This window comes from Pseudomonas izuensis, from assembly GCF_009861505.1.
GTDB classification, from domain to species: Bacteria; Pseudomonadota; Gammaproteobacteria; order Pseudomonadales; family Pseudomonadaceae; genus Aquipseudomonas; species Aquipseudomonas izuensis.
In genome coordinates this window covers 187,380-204,871 of record NZ_WTFT01000009.1, presented here as the reverse complement: position 1 = coordinate 204,871, position 17,492 = coordinate 187,380, and the positions used below count along the sequence as shown (strand labels likewise).

The window sequence follows — 17,492 nt, the reverse complement described above, 5'->3', positions numbered from 1 at the left end:
GATCACTCTGCCCCTCTCAATTTTTGAATGCGATAAAGCTGGCGATTCCAGTAGCCAGTAAGCTTGTACTCGTTTTCGATTTCGGATGAGACTTTGTCAACCAATGCCTTTATCCCCGGACGAGCATCCAATAAGCTAGCCATTATCAGGTCTATGCGGTTGATGGCATCCCCATGCACTTGCACGAAGTGTTCAACGTCAGTGCATAATGTTAGGCGCTCTTGTATAACGTAGCGCATGCTGAGTATTTTTCTGATGCCATCTTCATTTACATGCGTACCAAAGTGATGGCAGAAAATGCAGCTAGAGAAGTCCTTGCAATTTGGCTCGTATCCAACAGGAATCAGCCTGAGGGCTAACGGATCGTCTATCGACCTACACGCACCCGCTGGTGTCTCCTTATGTTCATAGTTCTCAAGGGCCTCAAGAAGCATAGTTAGCATCGAGTAAATTTCATCAATGCCCGAGCGCTCGTGTATATCTGAATAACTTTTCGCCACAGTTTGTGGCGAATTCTGCATTACTGATGCGACGACGGGTACGGAATAACCCTTCATCAGCAAGTATACGGTCTTATATTTCCTAAGTTCTCGGTAGTTTAGCATCGGGTAATTTGGGTCGATGAAGGTTCTAACTGTATAGCCAAATCTAATCAGCGAAGAATTCCTTAGTACGCTATGCACTTTTCCGTTGTTTCCATCCACGTGAAAAAAAAGGTTAGGGCCATTAAAGTGCTTACTCACAAACTTTCGAAGGATAAGATACTTTCTGAATAAGGGAATGAAACTTTTCTTAATCGAGAGCGTGATCGATTTTCCATTGGCCCGATATTTGATAGCCGCGAACCCAACCTGTTCATCGTCCTCAATAGTATAGTCGTCGCTCCACGGTAATTCTTTAGCTGGGGATTCATTAATACCAGTGTTAGCAACAAAAAGCGTAAGAAAAGCGTCATGTGCCTGCTGCAAGATCCACCTACGAGTGGTGTGAAACAAGTCATCATTTGCATTAGCTTGAAGTTCATGTGCTTTGGTCAGCATACCAGCGACACTTTTAGTCCCGCCTTTACTCAATGCTACAATTTCACCGTAACTTCGAATACGAGGGACACTGTAATCCCACGTAACCGATGAACGAGCTTTCCTAGAATTTGCGACCGTAGGTGTTATTAGAATGTATTCCGACGCTGTCAATACTCCGCTAGTATTGGGGAATGTCACTGCAAATGGGAATTTCAAGCCGTTGACTAAGAAGTGAGTGAATTGATCGAATATCGCCATGCACATGACTATGGTTTCGCCGAAGTCCGCTTCGCTTGGAGTCGGCGTTGGATTTGCATTGGACGATTCAGACCACACAGCGGGTATGTCGGTTTCAAAGTTAATCGACGTGTTGGGGAAAAGTTGGCGTCCCGACTTTTGTATTTCTCGCTGCTTTAACCTGCCAGTTTTTCTATCCAATTTGCCATTGTTGACTTCGGGTTGCATGCTCAGGCAGTAGTTCTGCAACGCAGATTTATATGCTTCGGCTGTTGCCAGAACATTGTGATATCCATTTGCATCCGACCAAGAGATGAAATGGCGCATTATCGTCACTTCACCATAAAAAGTAGCAATTCGTTGCCCATGATAAAATTTGATCGTTTTAGCGATCAGCCATTGTTTCAGTGGTGTTTTGCGCTCAGGTCTAAAATCCTCGCTAGAGACCAGTCGGATGCTAGAACGCTTAGTGTTGAGATTTCCTGCGTAGCACATTGCGCCAATGTCGATTATCAAGTCGGATTGGAATGAAAGAGCGACAAGCTCTATTGACGACTCAGAAATAAGCTGGTGAGCTTGATCAGCCTCTAAAATTTTTGGATCAATAATCATCACGTTCCGGGAAATTGGTTTCATGCTTATTCCAATGCTCCGTAGCGAGATCTCGCAAGTGTGATTCGAACTCTGTTTGAGCCCGACCTACAAGATCGTGATTTTGTTTGTAACGAAGATATCCTTGGGTAACTTCAATGCTGCTATGATTCATTCTTGATTTGATCATGTCTATAATTTCCATTTCGTGTAGTTGTAGGTAAGATGTAATACCGATTTTCTCTACTATTTTTTGATTTTTAGCAATGTGGTCTTCAAGTAGATTCATTCCAAATGTCGCCCGTAGGTCGTGGAATCTATATTTGAAGTGTTGTCCTATCTGTTTTAGTTTTCCGTTGATACGCGTTTGAAACTGTCTAACCGCTGAGCCTGCTTCAGATGAGACGTAGATATGTTTATCTTCCTCAGCAATGTAGTAGGGATTTCCTGTTCGTGTTAAAAAAAGATATTGATGTCCATTGTCCTCCAGTTCGGATTGTTTTCTTCTATGAGCAGCTCGTTCTGAGTCCAGATACGTTGTCAGTAATTGGTGTACCCATCCAGGCATAAGGACCATTCCCGATTTGTCCCGCTTGGTGTCTACTCCAGTGTCCGGTCCAGTCGGGACTGGAAAAAGAATATCCTCTTCGTTTATTTTGATGTCTTGCTTTATTGATTTTATGCGAAGGGTAAGAATTGTTTGAATCCGCATTCCCGTTGTCATCGCGATGATATGGATGAACAACATTTCTGGGTTTGCTAATTGTCTCAGTGCGATCAGTAAGTTTTTTTGATCATCGCGGGCGATCGGATATAAGTTGCCGCCATCTTGTATGCAGTCGAAATTGTTGTTTGAATTTATGGGGAAGGTCAGGTCTGTGCATATCACCTCAAACGCATGCTGGAAACCATGACGATCCGGCCGAGAGATGATTTTAGTCGTAGATTGCCACATATCTTGGGAGGGCTTAAAACCTTTGCTCGTCTTGAAACGATAGAAGCCAACCATGGTGGAAATTTTTCTATTTTGCGTTTTTCTTGAAGCGCCCTTCGATATTAATTTTTTTAGCTGCTGTCTATAGTAATACGTAGGCCTGTTAAATGACGGGCCGGCAAAATCTAGATAGTCTTTATTTGCTCGGCTCATTTCATTGGCGAAATGAGTTAGATCCCCACCAATATTGGCAAGAGTTGTGTCTTTGGCGCCCCGAAGAGCTTTTTCGAAGAGATACAAAGACCCATCCCGCCAGATGCTGCCGTCCGGTTGAAGAATCACGAAATGACGAGTGAGGGATTGCGGGCAGTGAGGGAGCGGCTGAACTTGGTAATCAGGAGGCTCGGGACTATCGCTCGTGTTTTTGACAGAAACATCTCGGCCACCTTCTGAGCAGCGTTCCCAAATGGTCAGGTTGGTGAGAACTACCTTTTGATATCTGCCTGATTGCGACATGGAAGGACACTCATCAAGGTGTCTGTCCAGTTAAGTCCAGCTCACGATATCTGTCCAGTACGTCTAAGCTCACACGTAGTTCTGCACCTTCACCGTGTGCAGGGTGATGTCCACCACATCGCCATCGGCGCCGACCTGTGGCATTTCGATCCAGTCGCCGACCCGCAGCATGTCGTTGCTGGTCAATTGCACGCTGGCAACGAAGGACAGCAGGGTGTCCTTGTAGACCAATAGAATCACTGCCGACATGGCACCCAGACCCGATAGCAGCAGCAACGGCGAGCGGTCGATCAGGGTGGCGACGATGATGATTGCCCCGAACACGTACAAGACCATCTTGGTCAGTTGCACGTAGCCTTTGATCGAGCGGGTGCGCGCGTGCTCAGTGCGGGCGTAGATGTCGAGCAAGGCACTGAGCAGCGCGCTCACCGCCAGCATCAGGAACAGGATGGTGAACGCCAGCGCCACGTTGCCGAGGAAGATCATCGCGGTTTTGCTCAGCTCCGGCACCAGGTGCAGGCCGAACTGGATCACCAGCGACGGCGTCATCTGCGCCAGGCGCTGGAACACCTTGTTGTGGCGAAAGTCGTTGATCCAGTGCAAGGCAGGCTGACGACCGAGCATTCGGCTGGCATGCAGGATCAGGTAGCGTGCCACTCGTCCGAGCACCAGGGCGATCACCAAGAGCACGACCAATGCCAGGCTGGCATGCAGGAGCGGGTGCTGATCGAGGGCACCCCAAAGGTCTTGGGCGTTGAGCCAGAGCTGTTTGATATCCATGGGAGAAACGATTCTTCTGTAAGGCGCGACGGGCGATTAGAGCATTTAAGACGCTTTGTATTACGTTCCGGGACAAATCAGGCAACAAAAAAGCCACTGTTTGCTGTCGATTGCATAAAGAAACTCGGCCTACGCGCTCGAAACCGTTACCCTATGCAGCTGATTTTTTGTATTTCTTCGAGGTAGCACCCGTGTTTTCCGAATTCGCCCTGCACGAACGCCTGCTCAAAGCCGTGGCCGAACTGAAATTTGTCGAGCCAACGCCTGTGCAAGCAGCGGCTATTCCGCTGGCGCTCCAGGGACGTGACCTGCGGGTGACAGCGCAAACCGGCAGCGGCAAAACCGCCGCCTTCGTTTTGCCGATCCTCAACCGCCTGATCGGCCCGGCCAAAATCCGCGTCAGCATCAAGACCCTGATCCTGCTGCCGACCCGCGAACTGGCCCAGCAGACCCTGAAAGAAGTTGAACGCTTCTCGCAGTTCACCTTCATCAAGTCCGGCCTGATCACCGGCGGTGAAGACTTCAAGGTCCAGGCCGCCATGCTGCGCAAGGTGCCGGACATCCTGATCGGTACGCCGGGCCGGATGATCGAGCAACTGAATGCCGGCAACCTTGACCTCAAGGAAGTCGAAGTGCTGGTGCTCGACGAAGCCGACCGCATGCTCGACATGGGTTTCGCCGAAGACGTGCAGCGTCTGGTGGACGAATGCACCAACCGTCAGCAGACCATGCTGTTTTCCGCCACCACCGGTGGTTCGGGCCTGCGCGAGATGGTCGCCAAGGTGCTGAACAACCCTGAGCACCTGCAGCTCAACGCGGTCAGCCAGCTGAACGAAACCACCCGTCAGCAGATCATCACCGCCGACCACAACCAGCACAAAGAACAGATCGTCAACTGGTTGCTGGCCAACGAGACCTATCAGAAGGCCATCGTTTTCACCAACACCCGGGCCATGGCTGACCGTATCTACGGGCGCCTGGTGGCACAGGAATACAAGGCATTCGTGCTGCACGGCGACAAGGACCAGAAGGATCGCAAGCTGGCGATCGACCGTCTGAAGCAGGGCGGGGTGAAGATCCTCGTGGCGACCGACGTTGCTGCACGCGGCCTGGACGTCGATGGCCTGGATCTGGTGATCAACTTCGACATGCCACGCAGCGGTGACGAATACGTGCACCGTATCGGTCGTACCGGCCGCGCCGGCAACGATGGCCTGGCCATCTCGCTGATCTGCCACGGCGACTGGAACCTGATGTCGAGCATCGAGCGCTACCTCAAGCAAAGCTTTGAGCGCCGCACCATCAAGGAAGTCAAAGGCACCTACGGCGGACCGAAAAAGGTCAAGGCCTCGGGCAAGGCTGTCGGTGTGAAGAAGAAAAAGACCGACGCCAAGGGCGACAAGAAAAAAGTCGCCGCCAAGACCCCGACCAAGCGCAAGAGCGCCAACCGTCCGAAGGCCGAAGCGCCGTCGCTGGTCAGCAAGGACGGCATGGCCCCGCTCAAGCGCCGCAAGCCGCAAGAGCCGGCTGCTGAATAAGCACCCTGGCTAAACAAAAATGCCCGTATCGCCAGATACGGGCATTTTTGTTTAGATGACGCATAGACCTGAGGTAGTGATTTGCCATGCTGGTGATTTCCAACAACGTGCAGCTGCCGGATGCCGAGATCGAGTTGACGGCCATCCGCGCCCAGGGCGCCGGAGGGCAGAACGTCAATAAGGTCTCCAGCGCCGTGCACCTGCGCTTCGACATTCCGGCCTCGTCCTTGCCCGAGTTCTACAAGGAGCGGCTGCTGGCGCTGCGTGACAGTCGCATCACCAGCGAAGGCGTGTTGATCATCAAGGCCCAGCAATATCGGACCCAGGAGCAGAACCGCGCCGATGCGCTGGAGCGTTTGGTCGAGTTGATACTCAGTGCCACCAAGGTCGAAAAGAAGCGCCGCCCGACCAAGCCGACCCTCGGTTCGAAGACCCGTCGACTCGAATCCAAGAGCAAGCGCGGCAACATCAAGGCCGGGCGCGGCAAGGTGGATTTCTAGCCGCGGGCTTCGCGGTGCTTCGGCGCCTGCCGGTACAGGTAAATGCAGAGCATCAGGCTGCTGATCGCGGCCAGCGCGGCGAACAGGAAGATTGACGCAAAACCGAACCCCGCTGCGACCGCACCGGCCAATGGCCCGGTGATCCCCAGTGACAAATCGATGAACAGCGAATAGGCCCCGACGGCCGCGCCGCGACTGGACGCAGGCACCAGATTCACCGCTTCAACACCCAACGCCGGAAACACCAGGGAGAAGCCAAAGCCGCTCAACGCCGCGCCCGCCAGTGCCCAGTGGGCATCGGGTGCCAGCCACAGTAGCAACAGGCCCAGGGTTTCCACCGACAGGCAGGCAATCGCCACGCGAAAACCGCCCAAACGGTTGATCAGATTGCCGAACAACAGCCGAGCGCCGATGAAACTGGCGCCGAACAGGCTCAGGCACAACACTGCGTTATCCCAATGCTGGGTGGCGTAATACAGGGTGATGAACGTGGCGATGGTGCCGAAACCGATGGAGCCCAACGCCAGGCCGCAACCGTGGGGCAGCACCCGCCCGAGCACATGCATGAAAGGCAAGCGCTCACCGACCACGATGGGCGCGGCGGTTTTTGGCCAGGCCAGCAGCAGCCCGAGCATGGCCAGCAGCACAATGCTCACGCCCATGCTCCACAAGCCCAGTTGACCGACCAGCCATACGCCCAGCGGAGCGCCGACCGCCAATGCGCCGTAACTGGCGATGCCATTCCAGGAGATGACCTTGGCGGTGTTCGCCGCACCGACCCGGCCGATGCCCCAGCCAATGGAGCCGGAACCCACCAGGCTTTCCGCGCTGCCGAGCACCAGGCGGCCAATCAGCAGGCTGATCAGGCTCAACATCGGCAGGCTTTGGGTCCAGGCTGAAATGAGCATGAACACGCCGCTCAAGCCGCAACCGGCCAAGCCATACATCACTGCCAGTTTGCTGCCCTTGTTATCGATGATCTTCCCGGCGTAGGGACGGCTGAGCAGGGTGGCGAGGTATTGCACGCTGATCACCAGACCCGCAATCACCGCGCCGAAGCCCAGGTCGCTGTGGACGTAGCCGGGCAATACCGCCAAGGGAATGCCGATATTGAGGTAGCCGATGAAGGTGAACAGGACGATGGAGACAACTTGCAGCGTGACCGCCAGGGGGCGCTGGTTTTCTGACATGGGGAGAGGTCCACGGGAAAGCAGGATTAGATAGGCTGCTTATGATAACGGTGCAAGCGTTCGTGGAGGGTAAAAAGTAAAACTATTTGCCTGACGGATCCGTCAGGGCTTGGCGGGCGCTACCAGTTGCGTGGTGACCAGGGCGGCGAGCGCATTTTCTTCGCTGCCGAAGCGGGCGAGTAATGCAGCTTGTTTTTCGGGAGAGAGGCGGTTCCAGATCTCGATCATTTTCTCGGCGGTGCCGATCAGAACGCTGGCTTGCTCTTCGCTGAATTCATCGGTCATGGGGGGAGGGCTCACGGTTCAGGCAGTGTGGAAAGCGCATGTTAGCGCTTTCCACACGGTCTGTACGGCGGGTGTTTCAGTCTTCGCTGTCAGCCTGGCGGCTGTCAGTGGCTTCTTTCGGCTGGGGCTTTTGGGCACCGGCTTGTTGCGTGGTTGTCTGCTCAGGTACGTGCAGGCTTGGGAAGGGGAGATTAGGAATCTCGTGCATAGTCGCGCTCCTCGCTAAGTCTGTTGACAGATCTGGTAGATCCGCGCTTTTAGAAAGCTTGCTAAGGATACAGCACGGGAAATGACAAACAGACTTTTATATCCATTTGTTTCGACGGATGGGCTTGTATAGACAGGTCGAAATAACTGTAGGAGTGAGCTTGCTCGCGAAAAACGTCAACGATAACGCAGGGTGTTTGACACCCCGCGGTGTTCTGGCGTCCATCGCGAGCAGGCTCGCTCCTACAGGGTTATATGCAGACCTTGGCGATCGCCTCAGCCAGCAAATCCAGACGCGTGGCATCAATCCCGGCCACGTTCGCCCGGCCTGTGCCGACCATGTACACACTGTGGTGATCTCGCAGTTGCTTGACCTGATCCGGCGTCAAGCCGGTGTAGGAAAACATTCCGCGCTGCACGCCGATGTGTGCAAAGCGCTCGCGCAATCCATGGGGTTCAAGCGCTTCCAGCAGACCGCTGCGTAGCTGGGCAATGCGCAAGCGCATGTTTTCCACTTCGTCGGTCCACAGCTGTTTCAGCTGCGGATCGCCAAGAATGGTCGCCACCACGGCGGCACCATGGTCCGGCGGCGTCGACCACAGGTTGCGGGCGATGTTGGCCAGTTGGCTGCGAATATCCACCAGTTTGTCCGCGGTTTTCGCACAGACAATCAACGCACCGGTGCGGTCGCGGTACAGGCCGAAGTTCTTCGAGCAGGAACTGGTGATCAACACTTCCGGCAACTCGGCGGCAAACAGCCGGGTCGACCATGCGTCCTGTTCCAGGCCATCGCCAAAGCCCTGGTAGGCGAAGTCGATCAGTGGCAACAGTTCGCGGCGACGCACGACGTCCAGCACCCGGCGCCAATCGTCATGGGACAGATCGAACCCCGTCGGGTTATGGCAGCACGCGTGCAGCAGCACCACATCGCCCTTGGGCGCCTGGTCGAGCACTGCCAGCATCGCCTCGACGTCGAGACGGTTGTCGCTGCCGACGTACGGGTAGTGACTGACCTTCACCCCGGCCGTGGCGAAAATGGTTTCGTGGATCGGCCAGGTCGGATTGCTCAACCACACGCCGCGGCCCGGCAGGCACTGGGCGATGAAGTCCGCGCTCAAGCGCAACGCACCGGTGCCGCCCGGGGTCTGGGTGGCGCCGGCACGTTTGTCGCGGATCAGCGTCGAATCAGCGCCGAGCACCAACTCATTGATGACCTTGCCGAACGCCGGTTCGCCATGGCCGCCAATATAGGTCTTGGTGCTTTGGCCATCCACCAGCCGCGCCTCGGCCAGTTTCACCGACTCAAGAATCGGCGTCAGGCCCTGGGCATCCTTGTAGACACCGACGCCAAGGTCGAACTTGCGCGGATTCGGATCCTGCGCATAGGCCTCCATCAGACCGAGGATCGGATCGCCGGGCACCCGGCCGATGGCGTCGAAGTGCATTACTTGCGTCCTTCTGCAGTCTTGGCCACTTCGTCAGTGCGTGCAGCCATGATGAAGTCGTTGCGGTGCAGGCCCTTGATCGAGTGGCTCCACCAGGTCACGGTGACTTTGCCCCACTCGGTCAGCAGGCCAGGGTGATGACCTTCAGCCTCGGAAATTTCGCCGACAGCGTTGGTGAACGCCAGTGCGTGCTTGAAGTTTTTGAACAGGAAGACTTTTTCCAGCTGCATGATGCTGTCGCGTACTTCGATGTTCCAGTCCGGGATCTGCTTGATCAGGATCGGCAGTTCTTCGTCGCTGACTTGTGGGGCATCGGCGCGGCAGGCTTCGCAGTGGGCTTGGTTCAATGTGGACATGATGAATTCCTGAAATCGAAAAAATGGAAATCGGTCGCCAGTGTGCTCACGCTAAAGCAAAGCGCAAATTACTGACAGACTCACTTGATCGTAAAAGCAGCGGTTCAGGCGGCTTTTGGTTTTGGCGGAAACTTCGGTGCGTGCAAACCCATCTGCATGGCTTGCTTGACCATGCCCATGATGTCTTCGTGGGCCAGGTCGAACAGGCGCTTGAGATTCGGCAAGACAAAGTACAGGGGCTGCAGGATGTCGATGCGGTACGGCGTGCGCATGCATTCCAGTGGATCGAACGCCTGATGCTCAGGTTCGTCCGACAGGCAGTACACGGTTTCTTTCGGCGAAGACAGGATGCCGCCACCGTAGATGCGCTGGCCTTGCGGGGTATCGAGCAGGCCGAATTCGATGGTCATCCAGTACAGGCGCGCCAGGTACACGCGTTCTTCCTTGGAAGCCTGCAGGCCAAGTTTGCCGTAGGTGTGGGTGAATTCAGCGAACCAGGGATTGGTCAGCAGCGGGCAGTGGCCGAAGATCTCATGGAAAATGTCCGGCTCCTGCAAGTAGTCCAGCTCTTCGCGGGTACGAATAAAGGTCGCCACTGGAAACTGCTTGCTGGCGAGCAATTCAAAAAAGGTCTGGAAAGGGATCAGCGCGGGAACGCGCGCAACCTGCCAGCCGGTGGTCTCACCGAGGACCTTGTTGATCTCGCCCAGTTGCGGAATGCGGTCGTGGGGCAGACCGAGTTTTTCGATACCGTCCAGGTATTCCTGGCACGCACGCCCTTCGATCACCTTCAGTTGGCGGGTGATCAGCGTGTTCCACACCGCGTGTTCTTCAGCGGTGTAGTCGATAAAACCATGCGCATCGGGCTCGCGAGCCACGTATTGCGTCTGCTTCATGCTGCTCTCCTGCTAGGGGGATTCGTTCTTGTTATGTACTGCTATGGACCTAGGAATAATCCATTGTTCGCCGCTTTGCAGCCGCTGTTCCGCCTCTTGCGCAGGAAAACGCCTGATTAATCGTAAAGTTTTCGTTACGTATTGCCGGTTGTCGCGTAGATGTTGAGATTGGCAGGTGGGAAAAGCCGTTCATCTGTCACATAATCTTGACGACTATCTGAGCGCCTCAGCAGAAAATAATCCCTGTAGGAGCGAGCCTGCTCGCGAAAGCGTCGTCGCATCCAACATTGATGTATCAGACGAACCGCTATCGCGAGCAGGCTCGCTCCTACAAGGTTGCGCACCTCATTCACCGTTTTTTCGGGCCTTTATATGCGTATCAAAGTCCACTGCCAGAACCGCATCGGCATCCTGCGCGACATTCTCAATCTGTTGGTGGAGTACGGCATCAACGTCGCCCGCGGGGAGGTGGGGGGCGAGCACGGCAATGCGATCTACCTGCATTGTCCCAACCTGATCAACATCCAGTTCCAGGCGTTGCGTCCGAAATTCGAGGCGATTGCCGGGGTCTTCGGTGTCAAGCGCGTAGGGTTGATGCCCAGCGAGCGTCGGCACATGGAACTCAACGCCTTGCTCGGCGCCCTGGAGTTCCCGGTGCTGTCGATTGATATGGGCGGCTCCATCGTCGCGGCCAACCGTGCAGCGGCGCAGTTGCTCGGCGTACGTGTCGATGAAGTGCCAGGGATTCCGTTGTCGCGCTATGCCGAAGATTTCGATTTGCCGGAACTGGTGCGTGCCAACAAGTCGCGGATCAACGGGCTGCGGGTCAAGGTCAAGGGTGATGTGTTTCTGGCCGACATCGCGCCATTGCAATCGGAGCACGACGACAGCGAGGCCATGGCCGGTGCGGTGCTGACGCTGCATCGCGCGGATCGGGTAGGCGAGCGCATCTACAACGTGCGCAAACAGGAGCTGCGTGGCTTCGACAGCATCTTCCAGAGCTCGAAAGTGATGGCGGCCGTGGTCCGTGAGGCCCGGCGTATGGCTCCGCTCGACGCGCCGCTATTAATAGAAGGTGAAACCGGCACCGGCAAAGAGTTGCTGGCGCGGGCTTGCCATCTGGCCAGCCCCCGCGGGCAATCGCCGTTGATGGCGCTCAACTGCGCGGGTCTGCCGGAGTCGATGGCCGAGACCGAGCTGTTCGGCTACGGTCCCGGTGCCTTCGAAGGGGCGCGGGCCGAAGGCAAGCTCGGGCTGCTGGAGCTGACGGCGGGCGGTACGCTGTTTCTCGACGGTGTTGGCGAAATGAGCCCGCGCTTGCAGGTGAAATTACTGCGCTTTTTGCAGGACGGTTGCTTCCGTCGTGTGGGCAGCGATGAAGAGGTCTACCTCGATGTGCGGGTGATCTGTGCGACCCAGGTCGACCTGTCCGAATTGTGTGCTCGCGGCGAGTTCCGCCAGGACCTGTATCACCGCTTGAATGTACTGTCGCTGCACATCCCGCCGCTGCGCGAGTGCCTCGACGGTTTGCCGCCGCTGGTGGAACACTTCCTCGATCAGGCCAGCCGACAGATTGGTTGTCCGCTGCCCAAACTGGCCCCGGCGGCCATGGACCGGCTCAGTCATTACCATTGGCCGGGCAACGTGCGGCAACTGGAGAACGTGTTGTTCCAGGCGGTTTCCCTGTGCGACGGCGGGACGGTCAAGGCCGAGCATATTCGTCTGCCGGACTATGGCGTGCGCCAGCCGCTTGGCGATTTTTCCCTGGAAGGCGGGCTGGACGAGATTGTCGGGCGCTTCGAGAAAGCGGTGCTGGAGCGGTTGTATTCCGAGCATCCAAGCAGCCGGCAGTTGGGCAAGCGGTTGGGGGTATCCCATACCACCATTGCCAACAAGTTGCGCGAGTATGAGGTTGGCAAGAGCGAGTCATAGCCGAGGGCTTACTTTGTTAATACCGGCCTCATCGCGAGCAGGCTCGCTCCTACAGGGAATACGCGATCAACTGTAGGAGTGAGCCTGCTCGCGATAGCGGTAGTGGTCATCACCCAGGTCAAGCCTTGCCACCCACCGGCATGACACCGCCGGTTTTTCGTCTCCGACACAATCCCCCTGATCCCCTCAGAACCCCTCAAGTCCTTTGTTTACGGGGTCTCGCATCGCCGAAATCAAATTGGTCTGCAAATTGCTTGTGGCTGATCAGTACAGCAGTGGGCGGCAAACGTCCGGCAGGCAGAGGAAAGAGTGTGGACAAGTACCTTTACGTGGCAATGACCGGCGCCAGCCAGAATGCACTGGCGCAAAAGGCTCATGCCAACAACCTCGCGAACATCTCCACCAATGGTTTCCAGAAAGATCTGGAGCAGGCGCGTTCGATGCCGGTGTTCGGTGACAGCTTTCCGGCGCGTGCGTTTGCCATGTCCGAACGTCCGGCCACCGACTTCTCCCCGGGCGCCCTGGTGGAAACCGGCCGCGACCTCGATGTCGCCGTGCAAGGAAACGGCTGGCTGGCCGTGCAGAACCCTGATGGCGGTGAAAGCTACGTGCGCACCGGCAGCCTGGTGGTTGACGCCCTGGGTGTGCTGCGCGCCGGCAACGGCATGCCGGTGATCGGCAATGGCGGCCCGATCGCCGTACCGCCCGAGCAGCAGATCGAAGTGGGCGAGGACGGCACCATCAGCATCCGGGCGATGGGCGAAGGTCCCCGCGTCATGGCGGAAGTCGACCGCATCAAACTGGTCAACCCGGACATCAAGAACATGACCAAGGGCCTGGACGGATCGATCCACACCAAGGACGGCAAGCCGGCGCAAGCCGATGCCAACGTCAAGCTGGTGTCCGGTTTCCTTGAGTCGAGCAACGTCAATGCCGTGGACGAAATGACCTCGGTACTGGCCTTGTCCAAGCAGTTCGAGCTGCACATCAAGATGATGAACACCGCCAAAGAAGACGACCAGGCCATGGCTCGGGTCTTGCAGATCAGCTAATTACCAGAACGTCGCGCCGTAAAACAGGCGCACGAGGAGAATCGAATGCTTCCGGCTCTATGGGTTGCCAAAACCGGTCTGTCCGCCCAGGACACCAACCTGACCACCATTTCCAACAACCTGGCCAACGTGTCGACCACGGGTTTCAAACGTGACCGCGCCGAGTTCCAGGACCTGCTCTACCAGATCAAGCGTCAGCCTGGCGCCCAGTCGACCCAGGACAGCGAACTGCCGTCGGGTCTGCAACTGGGTACCGGTGTGCGCATCGTCGGCACCCAGAAAAACTTCACCGCCGGCAGCCTGCAAACCACCGATCAGCCACTGGACATGGCCGTCGACGGTCGTGGTTTCTTCCAGATCCTGCAACCGGACGGCACCACGGCCTACACCCGTGACGGTACGTTCCACCTGGACTCCAATGGCCAGATCGTCAACGCCAGCGGCTTCGCCCTGGAGCCGGCCATCGTCATTCCGAACGACGCCCAGACCTTCACCGTCGGCCGCGACGGCACCGTGTCCATCACCGTGGCCGGCAACCCCGCTGCCCAGGTGATCGGCAACCTGCAAACCGCCGACTTCATCAACCCGGCCGGCCTGCAGGCGGTGGGTAACAACCTGTTCCTGGAAACCGCCGCCAGCGGTGCACCGCAAGTCGGCACCCCGGGCCTGGCCGGTTTCGGTACCACGCTGCAGAACACCCTGGAAACCTCCAACGTCAGCACCGTTGAGGAGATGGTCAACATGATCACCACTCAGCGAGCCTACGAGATGAACTCCAAGGTGATCTCCACCGCCGACCAGATGCTCTCGTTCGTAACGCAGAATCTGTAATCAAGTCTATGAGGCGGCCATGAGGCCGCCTGCAACACCGTGAGGTAGGGTCATGAAACGCTATGTATCTGTTCTGGCACTGAGTGGGATAGCTGCGCTCGCAGGTTGCGTGCCTGCGACACCCAAGCCCAATGACCCTTACTACGCCCCGGTGTTGCCACGCACGCCGTTGCCGGCGGCGGCGAACAACGGCTCGATCTATCAGGCCGGTTTCGAACAGAACCTGTACAGCGACCGCAAGGCGTTCCGGGTCGGTGACATCATCACCATCACCCTGAACGAGAAGACCCAGGCCAGCAAAAACGCCAACTCGCAAATTGGCAAGAACAGCAAGACCAGCATCGGCCTGACCTCGCTGTTCGGCTCCACGCCCAACACCAACAACCCGTTCGGGGATGGCGACCTGAGCCTGAACGCCGCGTATGAAGGCGACCGCGCGACCAAGGGCGACAGCAAGGCGGCGCAGGGCAATACCCTGACCGGCTCGATCACCGTGACCGTTGCCGATGTATTGCCCAACGGCATCATCGCGGTGCGCGGCGAGAAGTGGATGACCCTTAACACCGGCGATGAGCTGGTGCGGATTGCCGGCCTGGTTCGCGCCGATGACATCTCTACCGACAACACCGTGTCGTCGACCCGTGTCGCCGATGCGCGCATCACCTACTCGGGCACCGGTTCGTTTGCCGATGCGAGTCAGCCAGGCTGGTTCGACCGTTTCTTCCTCAGCCCGCTGTTCCCTTTCTAGGTGGCTACGTTGAATTTCAGAAGTCTCATCGTTGCCGCTTTGATGCTGTCCGCGGCTTTCAACGCTCAAGCCGAGCGCCTGAAGGATATCGCCAGCATTTCCGGCGTGCGCTCCAACCAGTTGATCGGTTACGGCCTGGTGGTCGGGCTTAACGGTACCGGCGACCAGACGACCCAGACGCCATTCACCCTGCAGACGTTCAACAACATGCTCTCGCAGTTCGGCATCAAGGTGCCGCCGGGTTCGGGCAACGTGCAGTTGAAGAACGTCGCGGCGGTGTCGATCAGTGCCGATCTGCCGGCGTTTGCCAAGCCGGGTCAGCAGGTCGATATCACGGTCTCGTCCATCGGTAACTCCAAGAGCCTGCGCGGCGGTACGTTGTTGCTGACGCCGCTCAAGGGTATCGACGGCAACGTCTACGCGGTGGCCCAGGGCAACCTGGTGGTCGGCGGTTTCGATGCCGAAGGTCGTGACGGTTCGAAGATTACGGTCAACGTTCCGTCGGCCGGTCGCATCCCCGGTGGTGCTTCGGTCGAGCGAGCGGTGCCGAGCGGTTTCAACCAGGGCAACAGCCTGACCCTGAACCTCAACCGTTCCGACTTCACGACGGCCAAGCGCATCGTCGACAAGATCAATGACATGCTCGGCCCGGGCGTGGCCCAGGCCATCGATGGCGGTTCGGTTCGTGTCACCGCGCCACTGGACCCGAGCCAGCGTGTCGACTACCTGTCGATCCTCGAGAACCTTGAAATCGATCCGGGCCAGGCGGTGGCGAAAGTCATCATCAACTCCCGCACCGGCACCATCGTGATCGGGCAGAACGTCAAGGTGTCCCCGGCCGCCGTCACCCACGGCAGCCTGACCGTGACCATCACCGAAGACCCGATCGTCAGCCAGCCCGGCCCTCTGTCCAATGGCCAGACGGCGGTCGTGCCGCGCTCGCGGGTAAACGCCCAGCAGGAAGCCAAGCCGATGTTCAAGTTCGGTCCGGGCACCACCCTCGACGAAATCGTGCGTGCGGTGAACCAGGTCGGCGCAGCACCGGGCGACCTGATGGCCATCCTCGAAGCACTGAAACAGGCCGGCGCCTTGCAGGCCGACCTGATTGTGATCTGAGGACGGCGAACATGGATATGTACAAGAGCGGTCGGGTCAGCAGCAGCGATTCGGGTGCGTTTTCCGACCTGAACCGGCTGAATCAGCTCAAGGTCGGCGACAAGAACAGTGACGGGAACATGCGCAAGGTCGCGCAGGAATTCGAATCGCTGTTCCTCGGCGAGATGCTCAAGTCCATGCGCTCGGCCACCGAAGCGCTGGGAAAGGACAACCCCCTCAACACGCCTGAAGCCAAGCAGTATCAGGAAATGTACGACCAGCAACTGGCCGTTTCCATGTCCCGCGAGGGTGGTGGTATTGGCCTGGCGGACGTGCTGATGCGGCAGATGTCGAAGAGCAAGCCGCTGGCACCGGGTGAAGCGGCCGCCCTGTCTGCCGCCAAGCAGGAGGCCGCCAAGGCCGCCGCGCAAACGCCAGTGGCCGCCGGTACGGTGGCCACCAACGGGCCGCTGTCGCGGGTCAATGGCGAGCGTCCGCTGTGGGCTTCGCGTTCGGTCAAGGCACCGACAGGCGAGGGTACGCACCGCAATGACATGGCAATGATCAATCAGCGTCGCCTGGCATTGCCGCCGAAACTGGCGGATCGGCTGCTGGCAGGCCTGGTGCCTTCCGCCTCGCCGGCCACCACGGCGGCGGTCGCGGCGGTCAACAAGACCCCATTGCCGGAACGCACCACGCCGACCGGCACGGGCGCTCTGTTCAATGGCGACTGGCTGGCGAATGCCCAGTCCGCTGTTGGCGGTGGCTTGCAGATTCACGGTCGCGCCATCGCCCAGATTCCCCTGGCGCCGGCGAAGAAGGCCTTCAGTTCCGCCGACGAATTCGTCAACACCATGCTACCGATGGCCAAGGAAGCCGCCGACCGCATCGGCGTCGATCCGCGTTACCTGGTGGCTCAGGCTGCCCTGGAAACCGGTTGGGGCAAATCGGTCATGCGCGCCCAGGATGGCAGCAGCAGCCACAACCTGTTCGGCATCAAGACCGGCAGCAGTTGGCAGGGCGATTCGGCGCGGGCGATCACCAGCGAATTCAGGAACGGCGAGATGGTCAAGGAGACGGCCGAGTTCCGTTCCTACGCCTCTTACAAGGACAGCTTCCACGACCTGGTGACGTTGCTGCAATCGAACAATCGTTATCAAGATGTCGTGAAGTCGGCCGATAACCCGGAACAGTTTGTACGCGAGTTGCAAAAGGCCGGTTACGCAACCGACCCGAACTACGCAAGCAAGATTTCGCAGATAGCCCGGCAGATGACGAGCTACCAGAACTACGCCGCGGCGGGCGCTTCCACGACGCCTTTATAGACACAAGGTATA

The 17,492-nt window shown here is 57.4% G+C and carries 16 protein-coding genes and 1 pseudogene; 8 read left to right on the top strand and 9 right to left on the bottom strand.

Annotated elements, in window-relative coordinates; genetic code table 11:
• Positions 1-2: 2 nt before the first annotated feature.
• The 3 genes and pseudogenes from GPL81_RS09690 to GPL81_RS09680 form a co-directional block, all read right to left on the bottom strand.
• Positions 3-1,895, bottom strand: coding sequence for a hypothetical protein (locus GPL81_RS09690; RefSeq protein ID WP_160106545.1), 1,893 nt, complete (start codon positions 1,893-1,895; stop codon positions 3-5).
• On the bottom strand, positions 1,861-3,300 hold the full coding sequence (locus GPL81_RS09685) for a site-specific integrase (protein ID WP_246218912.1): 1,440 nt from the start codon (positions 3,298-3,300) through the stop codon (positions 1,861-1,863). Before GPL81_RS09685 ends, GPL81_RS09690 begins: the two co-directional genes overlap by 35 nt.
• Before the next feature lie 75 nt (positions 3,301-3,375).
• Positions 3,376-4,080, bottom strand: a pseudogene (locus GPL81_RS09680) (mechanosensitive ion channel domain-containing protein); the annotation flags it as partial.
• Positions 4,081-4,271: 191 nt separating this feature from the next.
• Here GPL81_RS09680 and GPL81_RS09675 point away from each other — a divergent pair.
• Together GPL81_RS09675 and arfB are read left to right on the top strand one after the other, a co-directional pair.
• Entirely contained in the window at positions 4,272-5,618 is a 1,347-nt protein-coding gene (locus GPL81_RS09675) for a DEAD/DEAH box helicase (RefSeq protein ID WP_096509524.1), read from the top strand.
• An 86-nt stretch (positions 5,619-5,704) separates the two neighbouring features.
• On the top strand, positions 5,705-6,118 hold the full coding sequence (arfB, locus tag GPL81_RS09670) for an alternative ribosome rescue aminoacyl-tRNA hydrolase ArfB (RefSeq protein WP_096509525.1): 414 nt from the start codon (positions 5,705-5,707) through the stop codon (positions 6,116-6,118).
• Here the strand turns inward: arfB and GPL81_RS09665 are convergent.
• From GPL81_RS09665 to phhA, 6 genes are all read right to left on the bottom strand, one after another.
• Complete coding sequence (locus tag GPL81_RS09665) at positions 6,115-7,308, bottom strand: MFS transporter (RefSeq protein WP_160106544.1); 1,194 nt, start codon at positions 7,306-7,308, stop codon at positions 6,115-6,117. The genes arfB and GPL81_RS09665 overlap by 4 nt on opposite strands.
• A gap of 102 nt (positions 7,309-7,410) precedes the next feature.
• A complete protein-coding gene (locus GPL81_RS09660) occupies positions 7,411-7,593 on the bottom strand; it encodes a hypothetical protein (RefSeq protein ID WP_096509527.1) in 183 nt (60 codons plus the stop codon).
• A 76-nt stretch (positions 7,594-7,669) separates the two neighbouring features.
• On the bottom strand, positions 7,670-7,801 hold the full coding sequence (locus tag GPL81_RS31710) for a hypothetical protein (protein WP_256658579.1): 132 nt from the start codon (positions 7,799-7,801) through the stop codon (positions 7,670-7,672).
• Between the two features lie 250 nt (positions 7,802-8,051).
• Complete coding sequence (locus tag GPL81_RS09655) at positions 8,052-9,245, bottom strand: amino acid aminotransferase (RefSeq protein ID WP_160106543.1); 1,194 nt, start codon at positions 9,243-9,245, stop codon at positions 8,052-8,054.
• The gene (locus GPL81_RS09650) at positions 9,245-9,601 is read right to left on the bottom strand and encodes a 4a-hydroxytetrahydrobiopterin dehydratase (protein WP_003222798.1); all 357 of its coding nucleotides are present in this window, start codon (positions 9,599-9,601) and stop codon (positions 9,245-9,247) included. Before GPL81_RS09650 ends, GPL81_RS09655 begins: the two co-directional genes overlap by 1 nt.
• 104 nt (positions 9,602-9,705) lie before the next feature.
• A complete protein-coding gene (gene phhA, locus GPL81_RS09645) occupies positions 9,706-10,497 on the bottom strand; it encodes a phenylalanine 4-monooxygenase (RefSeq protein WP_046816881.1) in 792 nt (263 codons plus the stop codon).
• 372 nt (positions 10,498-10,869) lie between these two features.
• Between phhA and GPL81_RS09640 the strand changes: the two genes are divergently transcribed.
• The 6 genes from GPL81_RS09640 to flgJ all read left to right on the top strand — a co-directional run bounded on the left by GPL81_RS09640 (position 10,870) and on the right by flgJ (position 17,480).
• Entirely contained in the window at positions 10,870-12,429 is a 1,560-nt protein-coding gene (locus GPL81_RS09640) for a sigma-54-dependent transcriptional regulator (protein WP_096509529.1), read from the top strand.
• 311 nt (positions 12,430-12,740) lie between these two features.
• A complete protein-coding gene (locus tag GPL81_RS09635) occupies positions 12,741-13,481 on the top strand; it encodes a flagellar basal body rod protein FlgF (RefSeq protein ID WP_096509530.1) in 741 nt (246 codons plus the stop codon).
• A gap of 45 nt (positions 13,482-13,526) precedes the next feature.
• A complete protein-coding gene (gene flgG, locus GPL81_RS09630; protein WP_096509531.1) occupies positions 13,527-14,312 on the top strand; it encodes a flagellar basal-body rod protein FlgG in 786 nt (261 codons plus the stop codon).
• Positions 14,313-14,364: 52 nt separating this feature from the next.
• Positions 14,365-15,060: a flagellar basal body L-ring protein FlgH gene (gene flgH / locus GPL81_RS09625; RefSeq protein WP_096509532.1), complete on the top strand. Its 696-nt coding sequence runs from the start codon at positions 14,365-14,367 to the stop codon at positions 15,058-15,060.
• A 42-nt stretch (positions 15,061-15,102) separates the two neighbouring features.
• Positions 15,103-16,176, top strand: a complete 1,074-nt coding sequence (locus tag GPL81_RS09620) for a flagellar basal body P-ring protein FlgI (RefSeq protein WP_172901659.1) — start codon at positions 15,103-15,105, stop codon at positions 16,174-16,176.
• A gap of 11 nt (positions 16,177-16,187) precedes the next feature.
• Entirely contained in the window at positions 16,188-17,480 is a 1,293-nt protein-coding gene (flgJ, locus tag GPL81_RS09615; protein WP_160106542.1) for a flagellar assembly peptidoglycan hydrolase FlgJ, read from the top strand.
• Positions 17,481-17,492 lie beyond the last annotated feature (12 nt).